Origin of the sequence: Pseudomonas sp. G5001 (assembly GCF_013385475.1) — a bacterium.
In the GTDB taxonomy this organism is placed as follows: Bacteria; Pseudomonadota; Gammaproteobacteria; order Pseudomonadales; family Pseudomonadaceae; genus Aquipseudomonas.
On sequence record NZ_JACAPZ010000007.1, the window covers coordinates 182,670 to 198,486 of the forward strand.

Annotated in this window: 12 protein-coding genes; 10 read left to right on the forward strand and 2 right to left on the reverse strand. The window is 61.5% G+C overall.

All coding sequences use genetic code 11. The features are described from left to right. The 10 genes from HX805_RS06740 (at position 1) to HX805_RS06785 (ending at position 13,034) form a co-directional block, all read left to right on the forward strand. Positions 1 to 1,434 (forward strand): N-acetylmuramoyl-L-alanine amidase, encoded by a 1,434-nt coding sequence (locus HX805_RS06740; RefSeq protein ID WP_202948682.1) that lies wholly within the window; start codon positions 1 to 3, stop codon positions 1,432 to 1,434. A 14-nt stretch (positions 1,435 to 1,448) separates the two neighbouring features. Then, positions 1,449 to 3,347 (forward strand): DNA mismatch repair endonuclease MutL, encoded by a 1,899-nt coding sequence (mutL, locus tag HX805_RS06745; protein WP_177116730.1) that lies wholly within the window; start codon positions 1,449 to 1,451, stop codon positions 3,345 to 3,347. Further along, the gene (gene miaA, locus HX805_RS06750; protein WP_003217518.1) at positions 3,347 to 4,318 is read left to right on the forward strand and encodes a tRNA (adenosine(37)-N6)-dimethylallyltransferase MiaA; all 972 of its coding nucleotides are present in this window, start codon (positions 3,347 to 3,349) and stop codon (positions 4,316 to 4,318) included. Before mutL ends, miaA begins: the two co-directional genes overlap by 1 nt. A gap of 93 nt (positions 4,319 to 4,411) precedes the next feature. Beyond that, a complete protein-coding gene (gene hfq, locus HX805_RS06755) occupies positions 4,412 to 4,675 on the forward strand; it encodes an RNA chaperone Hfq (RefSeq protein ID WP_003217515.1) in 264 nt (87 codons plus the stop codon). 12 nt (positions 4,676 to 4,687) lie between these two features. Then, positions 4,688 to 5,989: a ribosome rescue GTPase HflX gene (gene hflX / locus HX805_RS06760; RefSeq protein ID WP_003217514.1), complete on the forward strand. Its 1,302-nt coding sequence runs from the start codon at positions 4,688 to 4,690 to the stop codon at positions 5,987 to 5,989. Positions 5,990 to 6,085: 96 nt separating this feature from the next. Further along, positions 6,086 to 7,261, forward strand: coding sequence for an FtsH protease activity modulator HflK (hflK, locus tag HX805_RS06765; RefSeq protein ID WP_177080388.1), 1,176 nt, complete (start codon positions 6,086 to 6,088; stop codon positions 7,259 to 7,261). After that, positions 7,261 to 8,127, forward strand: coding sequence for a protease modulator HflC (gene hflC / locus HX805_RS06770; protein WP_003217510.1), 867 nt, complete (start codon positions 7,261 to 7,263; stop codon positions 8,125 to 8,127). The genes hflK and hflC overlap by 1 nt, the downstream gene beginning before the upstream one ends. 301 nt (positions 8,128 to 8,428) lie before the next feature. Then, positions 8,429 to 9,616 (forward strand): ATP phosphoribosyltransferase regulatory subunit, encoded by a 1,188-nt coding sequence (locus HX805_RS06775; protein ID WP_003217507.1) that lies wholly within the window; start codon positions 8,429 to 8,431, stop codon positions 9,614 to 9,616. A 54-nt stretch (positions 9,617 to 9,670) separates the two neighbouring features. Next, complete coding sequence (locus tag HX805_RS06780) at positions 9,671 to 10,960, forward strand: adenylosuccinate synthase (protein WP_177080387.1); 1,290 nt, start codon at positions 9,671 to 9,673, stop codon at positions 10,958 to 10,960. A gap of 139 nt (positions 10,961 to 11,099) precedes the next feature. Beyond that, positions 11,100 to 13,034 carry a methyl-accepting chemotaxis protein gene (locus HX805_RS06785; RefSeq protein WP_008439098.1) on the forward strand — a complete coding sequence of 645 codons (1,935 nt, stop codon included), beginning with the start codon at positions 11,100 to 11,102 and terminating at the stop codon, positions 13,032 to 13,034. A gap of 108 nt (positions 13,035 to 13,142) precedes the next feature. Here the strand turns inward: HX805_RS06785 and HX805_RS06790 are convergent, their stop codons facing one another. Together HX805_RS06790 and HX805_RS06795 are read right to left on the reverse strand one after the other, a co-directional pair. After that, on the reverse strand, positions 13,143 to 14,708 hold the full coding sequence (locus HX805_RS06790; RefSeq protein ID WP_003217500.1) for an iron ABC transporter permease: 1,566 nt from the start codon (positions 14,706 to 14,708) through the stop codon (positions 13,143 to 13,145). After that, the gene (locus HX805_RS06795; RefSeq protein ID WP_177080386.1) at positions 14,708 to 15,733 is read right to left on the reverse strand and encodes an extracellular solute-binding protein; all 1,026 of its coding nucleotides are present in this window, start codon (positions 15,731 to 15,733) and stop codon (positions 14,708 to 14,710) included. The genes HX805_RS06790 and HX805_RS06795 overlap by 1 nt, the downstream gene beginning before the upstream one ends. Between the last annotated feature and the right edge of the window lie 84 nt (positions 15,734 to 15,817).

Sequence of the window (15,817 nt, forward strand, 5' to 3'; positions counted from 1 at the left end):
ATGGGGTTAGGTATGCGCTTTCGCGCGTTGGTTACTGTCGTAGGGGTGTTGCTTGCGGCAATGACTTTCAATGCACTGGCGGCCTCACAGGTGAAAAGTGTTCGCCTGTGGCGGGCACCGGATAACACGCGACTGGTATTCGACCTGTCCGGCCCGGTTCAGCACAGCGTCTTCACCCTCACGGCGCCTGATCGCCTGGTGATTGATATCAACGGTGCGACCCTGGCCGCGCCGTTGAAGGTCGCCATGGCCAATACCCCGATTACCGCGATGCGCTCGGCCCAGCGTACGCCGACCGACCTGCGGGTGGTCATCGACCTGAAAAAGGCCGTGACCCCGAAAAGCTTCGTGCTGGCGCCCAACGCACAGTATGGCAACCGGCTGGTGGTCGACCTGTTCGACAACGCCGCCGATGCCGCGCCGCCGCCTGCGCCAACTCCAAGCGTCGCGACGATACCTGCGGTGCCGGTCAACCAGTCGCAACCCCAGGTCAAATTGCCGCCGTTGCCACCGGCTCCTGCGGGCAAGCGTGACATTATTGTGGTTATCGATGCCGGTCACGGCGGCGAAGACCCGGGAGCCTCCGGTTCGCGCGGCCAGCATGAAAAAGACGTGGTACTGGCCATCGCTCGCGAACTGCAGCGCCAGATCAATGGCATGAAAGGCTATCGCGCCGAGCTGACCCGTACCGGCGACTACTTTATTCCGCTGCGTGGCCGTACCGAAATCGCCCGCAAGAAGGGCGCCGACCTGTTCGTCTCGATCCACGCCGACGCCGCACCTTCGGCCGCGGCGTTTGGTGCCTCGGTGTTTGCCCTGTCTGATCGCGGCGCTACGTCCGAGACCGCCCGCTGGCTGGCGGACAGTGAAAACCGTTCCGACTTGATCGGCGGGGCTGGCAACGTATCCCTCGACGACAAGGACAAGATGCTCGCTGGCGTATTGCTCGATCTGTCGATGACTGCCTCGCTGACCTCCAGCCTGAACGTGGGGCAGAAAGTCCTGAGCAACATTGGTCGCGTCACCTCGCTGCACAAACAGCGCGTGGAACAGGCCGGGTTCATGGTGCTCAAGTCGCCGGATATTCCGTCGATCCTGGTGGAAACCGGGTTTATCTCCAACTCCAACGAAGCCTCGAAACTGGCCTCGGCCAGCCACCAGCAGGCGTTGGCGCGGTCCATCAGCGCCGGTGTTCGCCAGTTCTTCCAGCAGAACCCGCCGCCGGGCACTTATATAGCCTGGCTGCGTGACTCCGGGAAAATCGCCCAGGGCCCGCGTGACCATCGCGTGCAGCCGGGCGACACCCTGGCGATGCTGGCGGTGCGCTTCCAGGTGTCAGCGGCAACCTTGCGCAGTGCCAACAACCTCAAGACCGATGAATTGAAGGTCGGCCAGGTGTTGACCATCCCGGGCACTGAACTGGCGGCGCAATAATGAGCGAAACAGTCTTGAGCAATACCTCGCGCATCGAGCTGCTAAGCCCGCGTCTCGCCAACCAGATCGCGGCGGGTGAGGTGGTCGAGCGGCCAGCGTCGGTAATCAAGGAGTTGCTGGAAAACAGTATCGACTCCGGTGCCAGGCGCATTGATGTCGATGTTGAGCAGGGCGGCGTCAAGCTGCTGCGAGTGCGCGACGACGGCAGCGGGATTTCCTCCGATGACCTGCCGCTGGCCCTGGCCCGTCACGCCACCAGCAAGATTCGTGACCTGGAAGACCTGGAGCGGGTGATGAGCCTCGGGTTTCGTGGTGAGGCCCTGGCCTCCATCAGCTCCGTGGCTCGCCTGACCCTGACGTCCCGCACCCGCGACGCCGACCAGGCCTGGCAGGTTGAAACCGAAGGCCGCGACATGGCGCCCCGGGTCCAGCCGGCGGCACATCCGGTGGGCACCTCGGTGGAAGTACGCGACCTGTTCTTCAATACCCCGGCCCGGCGTAAATTCCTCAAGGCCGAAAAAACCGAATTCGATCACCTGCAGGAAGTCATCAAGCGCCTGGCCCTGGCTCGGTTTGATGTGGCTTTCCACCTGCGCCACAACGGCAAGACCATCCTCAGCCTGCACGAGGCCCATGATGATGCGGCCCGTGCGCGGCGTGTCTCGGCCATCTGCGGCGCGGGGTTCCTGGAGCAGGCGCTGCCGATCGAGATCGAGCGCAATGGCCTGCGGCTGTGGGGTTGGGTGGGTTTGCCGACTTTCTCCCGTAGCCAGGCGGACATGCAGTATTTCTTCGTGAATGGCCGGGCGGTGCGCGACAAGCTGGTGGCCCACGCGGTGCGCCAGGCGTATCGCGACGTGCTGTTCAACGAGCGGCATCCGACGTTTGTGCTGTTTTTCGAGGTCGACCCGTCGGTGGTCGACGTCAACGTGCACCCGACCAAGCACGAAGTGCGCTTCCGTGACGGTCGCATGGTCCACGACTTTCTTTACGGCACCCTGCACCGCGCCTTGGGCGATGTGCGGCCGGATGATCACCTGGCGGCGCCGATTGTCACGGCTGTTGTCCGTCCTTCAGGGCCGGAAGCCGGCGAGTTCGGGCCCCAGGGCGAAATGAGCCTGGCGGCCAACCTGCTGCAATCGCCGCAAGCCCAGCCGAGCTATACCGCACCAGGCTCAGGCGCCGGCGCCGGTTATCAATACCAGTACACCCCGCGTCCGCAATCGGCGGTGCCGGTGGCCGAGGCCCAGGCGGCCTATCGCGAGTTTTTCGCGCCGCTGCCCGGCGCCGAGCCAGGTGCTGCCGCGTTGCCGGAAGGCCAGGGCGACGTGCCGCCGTTGGGTTACGCGCTGGCACAGCTCAAGGGTATCTATATTCTTGCGGAAAACGCCCATGGCCTGGTGCTGGTGGACATGCACGCCGCCCACGAGCGGATCATGTACGAGCGCCTGAAGATCGCCATGGCCAGCGAAGGCCTGAGCGGCCAGCCGCTGCTGGTGCCGGAATCCCTGGCGGTCAGCCAGCGGGAAGCGGATTGCGCCGAAGAGCACATCAGCGTGTTCCAGAAGCTGGGCTTTGAGCTGCAACGCCTGGGGCCGGAAACCCTGGCTATCCGCCAGATTCCGGCTTTGCTCAAGCAGGCAGAGGCCAACCGGCTGGTGGCCGACGTACTGGCAGACCTGATGGAATACGGCACCAGTGACCGGATCCAGGCCCACATCAATGAACTGCTCGGCACCATGGCCTGTCACGGCGCCATCCGCGCCAACCGCCGGCTGGCCTTGCCGGAAATGAACGGCCTGCTGCGGGACATGGAAAACACCGAGCGCAGCGGCCAGTGCAACCATGGCCGCCCGACCTGGACCCAGATGGGCCTGGACGACCTGGACAAACTGTTCTTGCGCGGCCGTTGATGAGTGCCTTGCCCCCCGCCATCTTCCTGATGGGCCCGACGGCCGCCGGCAAGACCGACCTGGCCATCGAGCTGACCAAGGTCTTGCCGTGCGAGTTGATCAGTGTCGACTCTGCACTGGTTTACCGGGACATGGACATCGGCACTGCCAAACCTTCAAAAGAGCTGCTGGCCCAGTATCCGCACCGGTTGATCGACATTATTGATCCCAGCGAGAGCTATTCGGCGGCGGATTTTCGCATCGATGCGCTGGCCGCCATGGCCGATATCACCGCGCGGGGCAAGATTCCGCTGCTGGTCGGCGGCACGATGCTCTACTACAAGGCCTTGCAGGAAGGTCTGGCTGATATGCCGCCAGCTGATCCACAGGTGCGCGCCGAACTTGAAGAAGAGGCTGCGCGCCTTGGCTGGCAGGCCTTGCACGATCAGTTGGCCATTGTGGATCCGGTTTCCGCCGCGCGAATTCATCCCAATGACCCCCAGCGCCTGACGCGAGCGTTGGAAGTCTGGCGGGTCAGTGGCCAGACCATGACTGAACACAGGCTGAAACAAACTGCGCAAAGTGCTGAAGCAGGCGCCTCGGGACACTCACAATTGCCCTATACTGTGGCGAATCTGGCCATCGCTCCGACGGATCGCCAGGTGCTGCATGAACGAATTGCACAAAGATTCACAATTATGTTGGAACAGGGGTTTGTGGAGGAGGTCGTAGCACTGCGTTCAAGAGGTGACCTGCATCCAGGGCTGCCTTCGATACGTGCTGTAGGCTACCGCCAAGTCTGGGATCATCTGGATGGCAAGCTGACGTCAGCCGAAATGCAGGAGCGCGGCATCATTGCCACGCGCCAATTGGCGAAGCGTCAGTTCACCTGGTTGCGCAGTTGGAGCGATTTGCACTGGCTGGACAGCCTGGACAGCGACAATCTGTCACGCGCCTTGAAATACTTGGGAACGGTCTCCATATTGAGCTGAGTCCTTGCAATTGCCGTCTATCCTTGGGGGTGTGACGGCCATGAGCTATCTATTTTCCGATTTTTATTATTGATCCTTAAAGGAGTGCGGCACATGTCAAAAGGGCATTCGCTACAAGACCCTTACTTGAATACTTTACGTAAAGAGAAAGTTGGGGTTTCCATCTATCTGGTCAACGGTATCAAGCTGCAAGGTACGATCGAGTCGTTCGACCAGTTCGTGATCCTGCTGAAAAACACCGTAAGCCAAATGGTTTACAAGCACGCTATCTCGACCGTAGTGCCGGTTCGTCCAATTCGTCTGCCTAGCGCAACCGAAGAACAGGGTGACGCCGAGCCTGCACCAGGTAACGCCTGATAGGAGTCTCCTTTGTTCTTTGAGCGCCACGGTGGTGGTGAGCGAGTAATCCTCGTTCACTTGGATGGACAGGACCCTGAGGCGCGCGAAGATCCGCAGGAGTTTCAGGAGTTGGCAAATTCGGCCGGCGCCGAGACCGTCGCGTTTTTTAACGTGCCGCGTCATCGGCCAACCGCCAAATTCCTGATCGGCAGCGGCAAGGTCGAGGAACTGCGCGACCTGGTCCACGCCGAAAAGGCCGATCTGGTGATTTTCAATCACATCCTCACGCCCAGTCAGGAACGTAACCTCGAACGAGTTTTCGAGTGTCGCGTGATCGACCGCACGGGTCTGATTCTCGATATTTTCGCTCAACGCGCCCGTACCCATGAAGGCAAGCTCCAGGTAGAACTGGCCCAGCTTGACCACATGAGCACCCGGCTGGTTCGTGGCTGGACTCACCTTGAGCGCCAGGGTGGCGGCATCGGCATGCGCGGCCCGGGTGAAACCCAGCTGGAAACCGACCGGCGTCTGCTGCGGGTGCGCCTGCGACAGATCAAGGGCCGCCTGGAGAAGGTGCGCAGCCAGCGCGAACAATCGCGACGTGGCCGTATGCGTGCGGATATCCCGACCGTTTCCCTGGTGGGCTATACCAACGCCGGCAAATCCACACTCTTCAACAACGTGACGAAATCGGACGTGTACGCGGCCGACCAACTGTTCGCGACCCTCGACCCGACCTTGCGCCGTCTGGAACTGGACGACCTGGGGCCGATTGTCCTGGCCGATACCGTGGGTTTCATTCGTCACTTGCCCCACAAGCTGGTCGAGGCATTTCGGTCTACGCTCGAAGAGTCGAGCAATTCCGACCTGCTGTTGCACGTGATCGATGCGGCCGAACCGGATCGCATGTTGCAGATTGAACAGGTCATGGTGGTGCTGGGCGAGATTGGTGCCCAGGACTTGCCGATCCTCGAGGTCTATAACAAACTCGATTTGCTTGAAGGCGTTGAGCCACAAATCCAGCGCGACGAAAACGGCAAGCCCCAGCGGGTCTGGCTGTCGGCGCGTGATGGCAGTGGCCTGGAATTGCTTGAACAAGCCATTGCCGAGCTGTTGGGCAGCGATTTGTTCGTCGGCACCTTGCGCTTGCCGCAGCGTTTTGCTCGACTGCGTGCACAGTTTTTCGAGCTGGGCGCGGTACAGAAAGAAGAACACGACGAAGAAGGTGTCAGCTTGCTGGCCGTTCGATTGCCGCGCTCGGAGCTGAATCGGCTGGTCAGCCGTGAAGGCGTTGTGCCGACAGAGTTCATCGAACAACACACTTTGCAATAAAAGCCTGAGAAAGCGGTTGTGCCGCTGTGACAGGCATTCTGTAGCATTGGTCGGCGCGCCGTGGGTGCGTCTTTGCTTTATCAGATGGAGAGCGCTATGGCTTGGAATGAGCCGGGTGGCAACTCGAATAATCAGGATCCTTGGGGTGGTAAACGCCGCAATAATGGCGACCGCAAGGGGCCACCAGATCTCGACGAGGCCTTCCGAAAGCTGCAGGAAAGCCTGAATGGGTTGTTCGGTGGTGGAAAAAAACGTGGTAGTGACGAAGGCGGTCGTACGAGCAAGGGCGGTGGTTACGGCCTGCTCGGCATCGGCCTCGTCGTGCTGGCGGCCGTCTGGCTGTACAGCGCCGTCTATGTGGTGGACGAGCAGGAGCAAGCCGTGGTGCTGCGCTTCGGCAAGTACTACGAGACTGTCGGCCCTGGCCTGAACATCTACTTCCCGCCGATCGACAAGAAGTACATGGAAAACGTCACGCGTGAGCGTGCCTACACCAAGCAGGGCCAGATGCTGACCGAAGACGAGAACATCGTCGAAGTGCCGCTGACCGTGCAGTACAAGATCAGCAACCTGCAGGACTTCGTGCTGAACGTCGACCAGCCGGAGATCAGCCTGCAACATGCGACCGAAAGCGCCCTGCGCCACGTGGTGGGTTCCACCGCAATGGACCAGGTGCTGACTGAAGGCCGTGAATTGATGGCCAGCGAAATCAAGGAGCGCCTGCAACGGTTCCTCGACACGTACCGCACCGGTATCACCGTGACCCAGGTCAACGTACAGAGCGCAGCGGCACCGCGTGAAGTGCAGGAAGCCTTCGATGACGTGATCCGTGCCCGTGAAGACGAGCAGCGTTCGCGCAACCAGGCTGAAACCTACGCCAACGGCGTGGTGCCGGAAGCCCGTGGCCAGGCCCAGCGCATCCTTGAGGATGCCAACGGTTACCGCGACGAAGTGGTCTCCCGCGCCAAGGGTGAGGCAGATCGTTTCACCAAGCTGGTGGCCGAGTACCGCAAGGCACCGGAAGTCACCCGTGAGCGTCTGTACCTGGACACCATGCAGGAAGTCTTCAGCAACACCAGCAAGGTTCTCGTGACCGGCAGCAAGGGCGGGCAGAACAATCTGCTGTACCTGCCGCTGGACAAGATGATCGAAGGTGGTCGTAGCAGCACCAGCGCACCGGCTACCGGTTCCAATGCTGCTGCCAACGAAGCGAGCGCCCGTGCGGCCGCTGACCTGCTGCAACAGCAAACACGTACCAGGGAGAGTCGTTGATGAGCAATAAATCGCTGACCGCCCTGATTGTGGGCGTCGTCGTGGTCATCGCTGCCTGGAACTGCTTCTATATCGTGTCTCAGACCGAGCGCGCGGTGTTGCTGCAATTCGGTCGCGTGGTCCAGGCGGATGTCCAGCCGGGCCTGCATGTGAAAGTCCCCTACGTCAACCAGGTGCGCAAGTTCGACGGCCGCCTGATGACCCTGGATGCACCGACACAACGCTTCCTGACCCTGGAAAAGAAAGCCGTGATGGTTGACGCCTACGCCAAGTGGCGCGTCAAGGATGCCGAGCGCTTCTACACCGCGACCTCCGGCCTCAAGCAGATTGCCGACGAGCGTTTGTCGCGCCGTCTGGAATCGGGCCTGCGTGACCAGTTTGGTAAGCGCACCCTGCACGAGGTGGTATCCGGTGAACGTGACGCGCTGATGGCGGACATCACGCGTTCGTTGAATGCGATGGCGGAAAAAGAGCTGGGCATCGAGGTGATCGATGTTCGGGTCAAGGCCATCGACCTTCCGAAGGAAGTGAACCGCAGCGTGTTCGAGCGTATGAGCACCGAGCGTGAGCGCGAGGCTCGTGAGCACCGCGCCAAGGGTAACGAACTGGCAGAAGGGATCCGCGCGGATGCCGACCGTCAGCGTCGCGTACTGTTGGCTGAAGCCTATCGCGAGTCTGAAGAGGCCCGTGGTGATGGTGATGCTCAAGCCGCTTCGATCTACGCCAAGGCCTATGGCCAGGACCAGGAGTTCTACGCGTTCTACCGTAGCCTGCGCGCCTACCGTGAAAGCTTTGCGAACAAAACCGACGTCATGGTGCTGGACCCAAGTAGCGATTTCTTCCGCTACCTGGAAAAGTCCAAGTAACCCGCATGTAGTCTGAGAATCGCTCCGTCGGGCGGCTAAAATGCCGGGCGGGGTGATCCTTTCAGAAAACGGGTGTATGATGCGGCAGCCGGGAAATTCCCGGCTTTTTTGCGTCTGCATGTTTGATTGTGGTTTTGCTCCGCAGGCGCCACAGGTTTTTCGAGGAAAGTGCCCGACGAGGCCGATTGTTGGTCGTTCGTCACGTCGCTCTTGCGCGTGGTTTATGCAGGGGCCGGGTATTTTCTGCTTCACTCAAGGCTCGCCCGAGGGCTGGCCGCCCGGATCATAGGGGAATGGCGTAATGGCAACGGTAGACCGCTGGCTGCTGCCAGATGGCATCGAAGAAGTACTGCCACCAGAAGCTGCGCGCATTGAAATCGCGCGCCGCCAGGTGTTGGATCTGTTCCAGAGCTGGGGTTACGAGTTTGTCGTGACTCCGCATATCGAGTACCTGGAATCCCTGCTGACCGGCGCGGGCCAGGACCTGGATCTGCGCACCTTCAAGGTCATCGACCCGCAATCGGGCCGGCAAATGGGCTTTCGTGCCGACATCACGCCGCAAGTAGCGCGCATTGATGCGCACACCCTGCGTCGCGAAGGGCCAAGCCGCCTGTGCTACGCCGGCAGCGTGCTGCATGCGCAACCGCGTGCGTTGTCGTCGTCCCGCAGCCCGATCCAGTTGGGCGCCGAGTTGTACGGTGATGCGAGCCCGAGCAGCGACGTGGAAGTCATCAGCCTGATGCTGGCCATGCTGCAATTGGCCGATGTGCCGGATGTGCACATGGACCTTGGGCATGTCGGTATCTACCGCGGCCTGGCCCGTGCGGCCGGCTTGTCGGGTGAAGTGGAACAACAGTTGTTCGATGCCTTGCAGCGCAAGGCCATCGATGAAGTGATTGCCCTGACGGCGGGCGTGCCTGCCGACCTGGCCGGCATGCTGCGTGCGCTGGTGGATCTGTGTGGCGGCCGTGAAGTACTGACCGCCGCCCGTGATCGCCTGGCGAATGCGCCGGCTGATGTATTGGCGGCCCTGGACGATGTGCTGGCGATTGCCGAGCAGTTGTCTGCGCGCTTCCCGCAGTTGCCGCTGTATTTTGATTTGGGTGAGTTGCGCGGCTACCACTACCACACCGGTGTGGTGTTTGCGGTGTTTGTCCCGGGTGTTGGCCAGGCCATCGCCCAGGGCGGTCGTTACGACGATATCGGCGCCGACTTCGGTCGCGCTCGTCCGGCGACCGGTTTTTCCACCGATTTGAAAACCCTGGTGACCCTGGGGCGTGCTGAGGTCGAACTGCCGTCTGGCGGTATCTGGATGCCCGACAGTACGGACGCAGCACTCTGGCAGCAGGTTTGCCAGTTGCGCAGTGAGGGTCAGCGTGTGGTCCAGGCCTTGCCTGGGCAGCCATTGGCCGCCGCCCGTGAAGCGGACTGCGACCGGCAATTGATTCAGCAGAACGGGCTTTGGCAAGTATCGCCACTGGCTTCTTGAGTTTTCCTGCCGGCCACTGCCGGCACCAAGTTTGCGCGAATGAGGACAAGTGTTATGGGTAAGAATGTCGTAGTCCTGGGCACCCAATGGGGTGATGAGGGCAAAGGCAAGATCGTTGATCTGCTGACCGAACATGCTGCCGCCGTAGTGCGCTACCAAGGTGGCCACAACGCTGGCCACACCCTGGTCATCGATGGCGAAAAAACCGTCTTGCACCTGATCCCGTCGGGTGTACTGCGCGAAGGCGTGCAGTGCCTGATCGGCAACGGCGTGGTGGTTGCACCTGACGCCCTGCTGCGCGAGATCACCAAGCTGGAAGAGAAAGGCGTGCCAGTGCGCGAGCGCCTGCGTATCAGCCCTTCCTGCCCGCTGATCCTGTCCTTCCACGTTGCGCTGGACCAGGCCCGTGAAAAGGCCCGTGGCGAGCTGAAGATCGGCACGACCGGTCGCGGCATCGGCCCGGCCTACGAAGACAAGGTTGCACGTCGTGGCCTGCGTGTGGGCGACCTGCTCAACATGCCGCGCTTTGAAGACAAGCTGCGTGAACTGGTGGATTACCACAACTTCATGCTGGTGGGTTACTACAAAGAGCCGGCCATCGAGTTTGAAAAGACCCTGGCCGAGTGCAAGGAATACGCCGAGCTGCTCAAGCCGCTGATGCTGGACGTGACTGCCGAGCTGCACGACCTGCGTCGCGCCGGCAAAGACATCATGTTCGAAGGCGCCCAGGGCTCGTTGCTGGACATCGACCACGGCACCTACCCTTACGTCACCAGTTCCAACACCACCGCTGGCGGCGTTGCGACGGGTTCGGGCGTTGGCCCGATGTTCCTGGACTACATCCTCGGCATCACCAAGGCATACACCACGCGTGTAGGTTCGGGTCCATTCCCGACTGAACTGTTCGACGACGTCGGCGCGCACCTGGCCAAACAAGGCCACGAGTTCGGCGCGACGACCGGCCGTGCCCGCCGTTGTGGCTGGTTCGACGCCGTTATCCTGCGTCGCGCTATCGATGTGAACAGCATCTCGGGCATCTGCCTGACCAAGCTGGACGTACTCGACGGCCTGGAAACCATCAACATCTGCATCGGCTACAAGGATGCGGAAGGCAAGGACGTTGCCCCGACTGACGCGGACAGCTACGTAGGCCTGCAGCCTGTGTACGAAGAAGTGCCAGGCTGGACCGAATCGACCGTGGGCGCCAAGACCCTGGAAGAACTGCCAGCCACCGCCCGCGCTTACATCAAGCGCGTTGAAGAGCTGATCGGTGCGCCAATCGACATTATTTCGACGGGCCCGGACCGCAACGAGACCATCGTTCTGCGTCACCCGTTCGCTTAATAAGCTGTTGATGTAAAAAGCAAAGGGCTCCTTCGGGAGCCCTTTGTCGTTTCCGCCTGGTAAACGGCACGACCCTTGCTATGGTTCTTTCTTTCGCGGTGCTATCAAATTAATGGCACCCGTGGTGGAGGGATTCCCAGTGTCTGCCGTTCTCTCATTGTTACAAAGCCGGCTGTTGCGGCCTGTGTTCGTTACCCTAGGTATCGCTCTTTTGGTGCAAGTACTGGTGGCCGTCGCCCTGACGCGAAGCACCGTCACTGCATTGGAAGCTGATTTGGGCAATCGCCTGGGGGTCGACAGCCAGAAACTGTCCGGCGAGTTGGCGCAAGCCGGCAAGGAAGTGACATCCAGCCTGGACAGTCTGTCTTCCAGCACGCGCCAGCGTCTGACGGCGGGGCTTTCCACGCGCCTGCAGGAAGAGCAGAAGCAACTGCGTGCGACCCTGGAAAAAGACCTGCAGGACTCTGCCAATGACATGGCGCAACTGCTCGCCTCGGTGGCGCCGCGCGCCATGTGGGACAGCGACGTGCCGACGCTGTCTGAGTTTGCCCGCAGAGCCCAGCGCAATCCCAACGTGTTGTTTGTGGTGTATGACGACGCGGCTGGTGAGCACCTGACCCGTTACCTCAATCGTGAAAACCCGATCAACCAGGCGCTGCTGGAAAAGGGCAAGGGCGAACGTGCCCTGGATAAAGTGCTGGATGCGGCGAAGAATGATCCCTCGGTGTTCTACGTCGAAGCGTCCATCAGCCCCAATGGCGTAGAGATCGGCAAGGTCCGCATGGGGGTTTCGACTGCCTCGGTCGAGGCTGACCTGGCCGCGCTGGACAAGCGTTTTGCTGCACTGATTGCCAGCGGTGACCAGTTGGTGGGCGACAGCCTCAAGGGTGCCGCGGCTGACAGCGCGGCGGCCATGGGCGCGCGTTTGCAGTCGGCGCAAGCCACCGCCACCCAGATGACCGCCAATACCACCAGCGCCGTGCAAGAGGCGGCGGGCACCTTGCGCTGGCGCATCGGCATGGGCCTGGCGGTGGTAGGTTTTGGTGTATTGCTGTTGATTGCTGTAGTGCTCGGCCGTCGGGTGGTCAATCGCCTGAAGCTGCTGATTGCAGCCATGGACGACCTGGCGGCAGGCGAGGGCGACCTGACCAAGCGCGTGCAGATCAACAGCCGGGACGAAATCGGCGACATGGCCTCGGCGGTCAATCGCTTTGTGGATAAGTTGCAGCCGATCGTGCGTGAAGCCGGTGATGTGGCCCAGCGTACCGGTGTGGAAATCGGCGCGATGACCCTGCGCAATGCGGGTGCCGATGCGGCCGCCGGCTTGCAGCGTGATGAGGTTGCCGAAAGCCTGCGGGCGCTGTCGCAAATGGCGGATGAGGCCCAGGCGGAAAGCCATGCGATGCAGGCGGCCTTGCAGCAGGTGGTGGATATTCGCCAGGCGACTGATGAAAATTCCCGCACTTCAGCCGAAGTCGGCAGCTTGATCGAGGCGTTGGCGGGGCAGGTGCAGGCCGGTTCCAAGGTGATCGAGCGGCTGGCGCAGCAGAGCGAGCAGATCGAGGTGGTGTTAACGGTGATCCACGGGATTGCCGAGCAAACCAACCTGCTGGCGCTCAACGCGGCTATTGAGGCGGCGCGAGCCGGTGAGACCGGGCGCGGCTTTGCGGTCGTGGCGGACGAGGTTCGCGCCCTGGCCAGTAAAACCCAGAGTTCTACCGGCGACATCCAGGCCCACATCGTGGCCTTGCAGCAAGGCGCCCGTGAGGCCGTGGAAACCATCGGCAAGGCCGGGCGCCAGGCCAGCGAAGGTTTGTTGGTATTACGCGACAGTGTACGCCTGCAGCAGTCGGTACAGGCCTCGGTGGAGCAGGTGCATGCAGCGATTGGCCTGGCGACGCGGGCGGCTGAGCATCAGGCGCAGGGTGCGCATGCGGTGCGTGGGCGGGTGGAAATCATCCATGCCCAGGCAGAGCGGGCCGCTCAGGCGGTGGTAGAGACTACAGCCAGTGGCAAAGTGCTGGATGGGTTGGCGGCGCAGTTGAAGGCGAGCCTGGGGCAGTTCCGGGCTTGATGTCGCCTGGTGCGGCCCTTTCGCGAGCAAGCCCGCTCCCACATTCGACCGAGTTCCACTTCTGGAATGCGAGCAAATGTGGGAGCGGGCTTGCTCGCGAAAGCTATTTCAGCGGCTCAGGTACATCCGCGTCGTAAGCAAATACACCGGCAGTCCCGACACCAAAATCAACAATGCCGCATAGGGCGCCGCTGCCGCGAATTCCACATTCGAGGTGTGCGCCCACACGGCAGTTGCCAAGGTGTTCAGCCCGGTAGGACTAAGCAGCAACGTCGCCGTCAATTCCTTCATCGCATCCAGGAATACCAGCGCAAACGCCGCCCCCAATGCCGGGAAAATAATCGGCAGCGTCACCCGGCAAAACGCACTGAACGACGACGCGCCCAGCGTTCTCGCCGCCTCTTCCAGCTGTGGTGCTGCCTTGTTCAGCGCCGTGCGGATCGGCGCCTGGGCCAGGGGCAAAAACAGCAGCGCATAAGCGATCAGCAGCAATGCCGACGTTTGATACAGCGCCGGCACGTAATGCAGGGCGAAATACACCAGTGTCAGCGCAATCACCAGGCCGGGCAGGGCGTGCAGCAGGTACGGCAGGCGCTCGGCCCACAGTGCGAGCTGGCCCTTGTAGCGCACCACCAGCAAGCCCACGGGCACGGCAAACAACAGGCAAAGCGCGGCGCCGCCCAGGGATAGCGCCAACGAAGAAAGCAGCGCCTCGCTGATCTCGGCTATCGGAAATGCCGCCGAACTGCCCACTGCCAGCCAATAACCGAGCATGCCCAGTGGAATGCCGCTGCCGATGATCGCCAGGAGCAGGCAATACAGCTGCCCCAGCGCCGCCCATTTGCCGAGTCGAACCTGTTCGGCATGCCGCGCCGCGCCCTGGCCGGTACGCACGTGTCGGCCCTTGCCGCGCACCCGCAGCTCCAGCCAGAGCAGCGTCAGGCACATCACCAGCAGCACCGCCGAAAGCATCGCCGCATTGGCGTTGCTGAACTCCAGCTCGAATTGCTGGTAGATCGCGGTGGTAAACGTCTGCAAGCCGATGATCGACAGCGCGCCGAACTCCACCAGCATATGCAGGGCAATCAACAGTGCCCCGGCCAGCAGCGACGGCCACAGCAGCGGCAAGGTGATGCGAAAGAATACGCCCCAGCGATTCAGTCCGAGGGTGCGGGCCGATTCTTCCAGGGATGGATCAAGATTGCGCAGGGTTGCCGCCACCGGCAGAAACACCAGCGGGTATTTGGACAGGGTCATCACCAGGATCGCTCCGCCCAACCCTTCAAAGTTGGCGCTTAACGAAACCCAGGTAAAGCTGCTGACAAACGCCGGCACCGCGAACGGCAGGCACAGGATCACTCCCCAGATCCGCCGCCCCGGCAGGTTGCTGCGTTCCAGCAGCCAGGCCAGGGACAAGCCGATCACGCCGCAGGCCACGGTGACGCCGACCATCAGCGCCAGGGTGTTGCGCAGCAACCCGAATACATAGGGCCGCCACAGCAAATGCACCGCTTCGGCCCATCCTGCCTGCCAGGCCTTGAGGCCGACATACGCCAGCGGCAACAGGCTCAGGCCTACCAGCAGCAGGACTGGTAGCAGCAACCAGATCGAAGGGCGTTTGCGTCTCGGCGTAAAACCCCCGCGCAAGGCGGGGGCGGGGAGCGATGGGTTCATCAGTTCAAGCCAACGTCACGTTCCAGTTCCAGGGCTTCTTCGGCGTTGCCCAGGTCGGAAGGGGTGACTTTCGGCGGTTGCAGCTCGCTGAAAGGCTTGAGGCCGCGGTTGGATTCCATGCCCTTGCGCAGCGGGTATTCGGCGGAAGTGTTGGTGATCACCCGCTGGCCTTCTTCGCTGGCCATGAATGCCAGCAGTTGCTGGGCTTCCTTTGGATGCTTGCTGGATTTCAGTGCAGCCGCGGCAGACACGGTGATCAGGCCACCGGCATCGCCGTTGGTGAAGTAGTGCAGCTGCGAATCCAGGTTGGTTTTTTCTTTCTTCAGGGCGAACCAGTAGTAGTTGTTCACCAGGACAGTGGCGACTTCGCCATTTTCCACGGCCTTGAGCGCAACCATGTTGTTGCTGTAGACCTTGCCGAAGGCGCGCAGGCCGGTCAGCCACTCTTCAGCCGCTTCGCGACCGTGCAGCTTGATGATCGCTACGGCTTGTTCCTGGAACGCGCCGCTGGTGGGCACGAAACCGACCTTGCCTTGCCACTCGGGCCCGGCGAAATCCAGTACCGACTTGGGCAGGTCTTTCTCGGCGATCAGCTTCGGGTTGAAGGCCACGACGCGGGTGCGTGCGGTTACGCCCATCCAGGCGCCGTTGGCGGCCACGTATTCCTTCGGCAGGACGTCGAGGGTGCTGGCGTCGATGGTTGCCAGCAGGCCTTGCTCGCCGAGTTTATTCAGCGGCGGCGATTCTTCGGTGTAGATCACGTCGGCAGGGGAGCGGTCACCTTCTTCGACGACCTGGCTGGCCAGCTGGTTGCTGCTGCCCTTGCGCACATTGACGTGGATGCCGGTCTTGGCTTCGAAGGCCTTGGCAAGTTCATCGCCGACCTCCTTGTGTTGGCCGTTGTACAAGGTCAGTGCAACCTTATCGGCAGAATAGGCGGCGGGCGAGAGCAGGGTCAGGCCGAGCAGAGTGATGGTCAGGCCACGCAGAAGGGATGTCTTGAGACGGGTATCGCGGATCATCATCCGGGGTTTTCCTCACTTGAGTGCAACAAATCCTTACAAGGATAAACGATAAAACTTCTCAAGTGCGGACGAGGGGGGAAATCA

Excerpts from the sequence above, each read along its gene's own strand:
- HX805_RS06740 (WP_202948682.1), top strand. The coding sequence starts at position 1 with ATGGGGTTAGGTATGCGCTTTCGCGCGTTGGTTACTGTCGTAGGGGTG.
- miaA (WP_003217518.1), top strand. The coding sequence starts at position 3,347 with ATGAGTGCCTTGCCCCCCGCCATCTTCCTGATGGGCCCGACGGCCGCC.
- hfq (WP_003217515.1), top strand. The coding sequence starts at position 4,412 with ATGTCAAAAGGGCATTCGCTACAAGACCCTTACTTGAATACTTTACGT.
- hflK (WP_177080388.1), top strand. The coding sequence starts at position 6,086 with ATGGCTTGGAATGAGCCGGGTGGCAACTCGAATAATCAGGATCCTTGG.
- hflC (WP_003217510.1), top strand. The coding sequence starts at position 7,261 with ATGAGCAATAAATCGCTGACCGCCCTGATTGTGGGCGTCGTCGTGGTC.
- HX805_RS06775 (WP_003217507.1), top strand. The coding sequence starts at position 8,429 with ATGGCAACGGTAGACCGCTGGCTGCTGCCAGATGGCATCGAAGAAGTA.
- HX805_RS06780 (WP_177080387.1), top strand. The coding sequence starts at position 9,671 with ATGGGTAAGAATGTCGTAGTCCTGGGCACCCAATGGGGTGATGAGGGC.
- HX805_RS06790 (WP_003217500.1), bottom strand. The coding sequence starts at position 14,708 with ATGAACCCATCGCTCCCCGCCCCCGCCTTGCGCGGGGGTTTTACGCCG.
- HX805_RS06795 (WP_177080386.1), bottom strand. The coding sequence starts at position 15,733 with ATGATGATCCGCGATACCCGTCTCAAGACATCCCTTCTGCGTGGCCTG.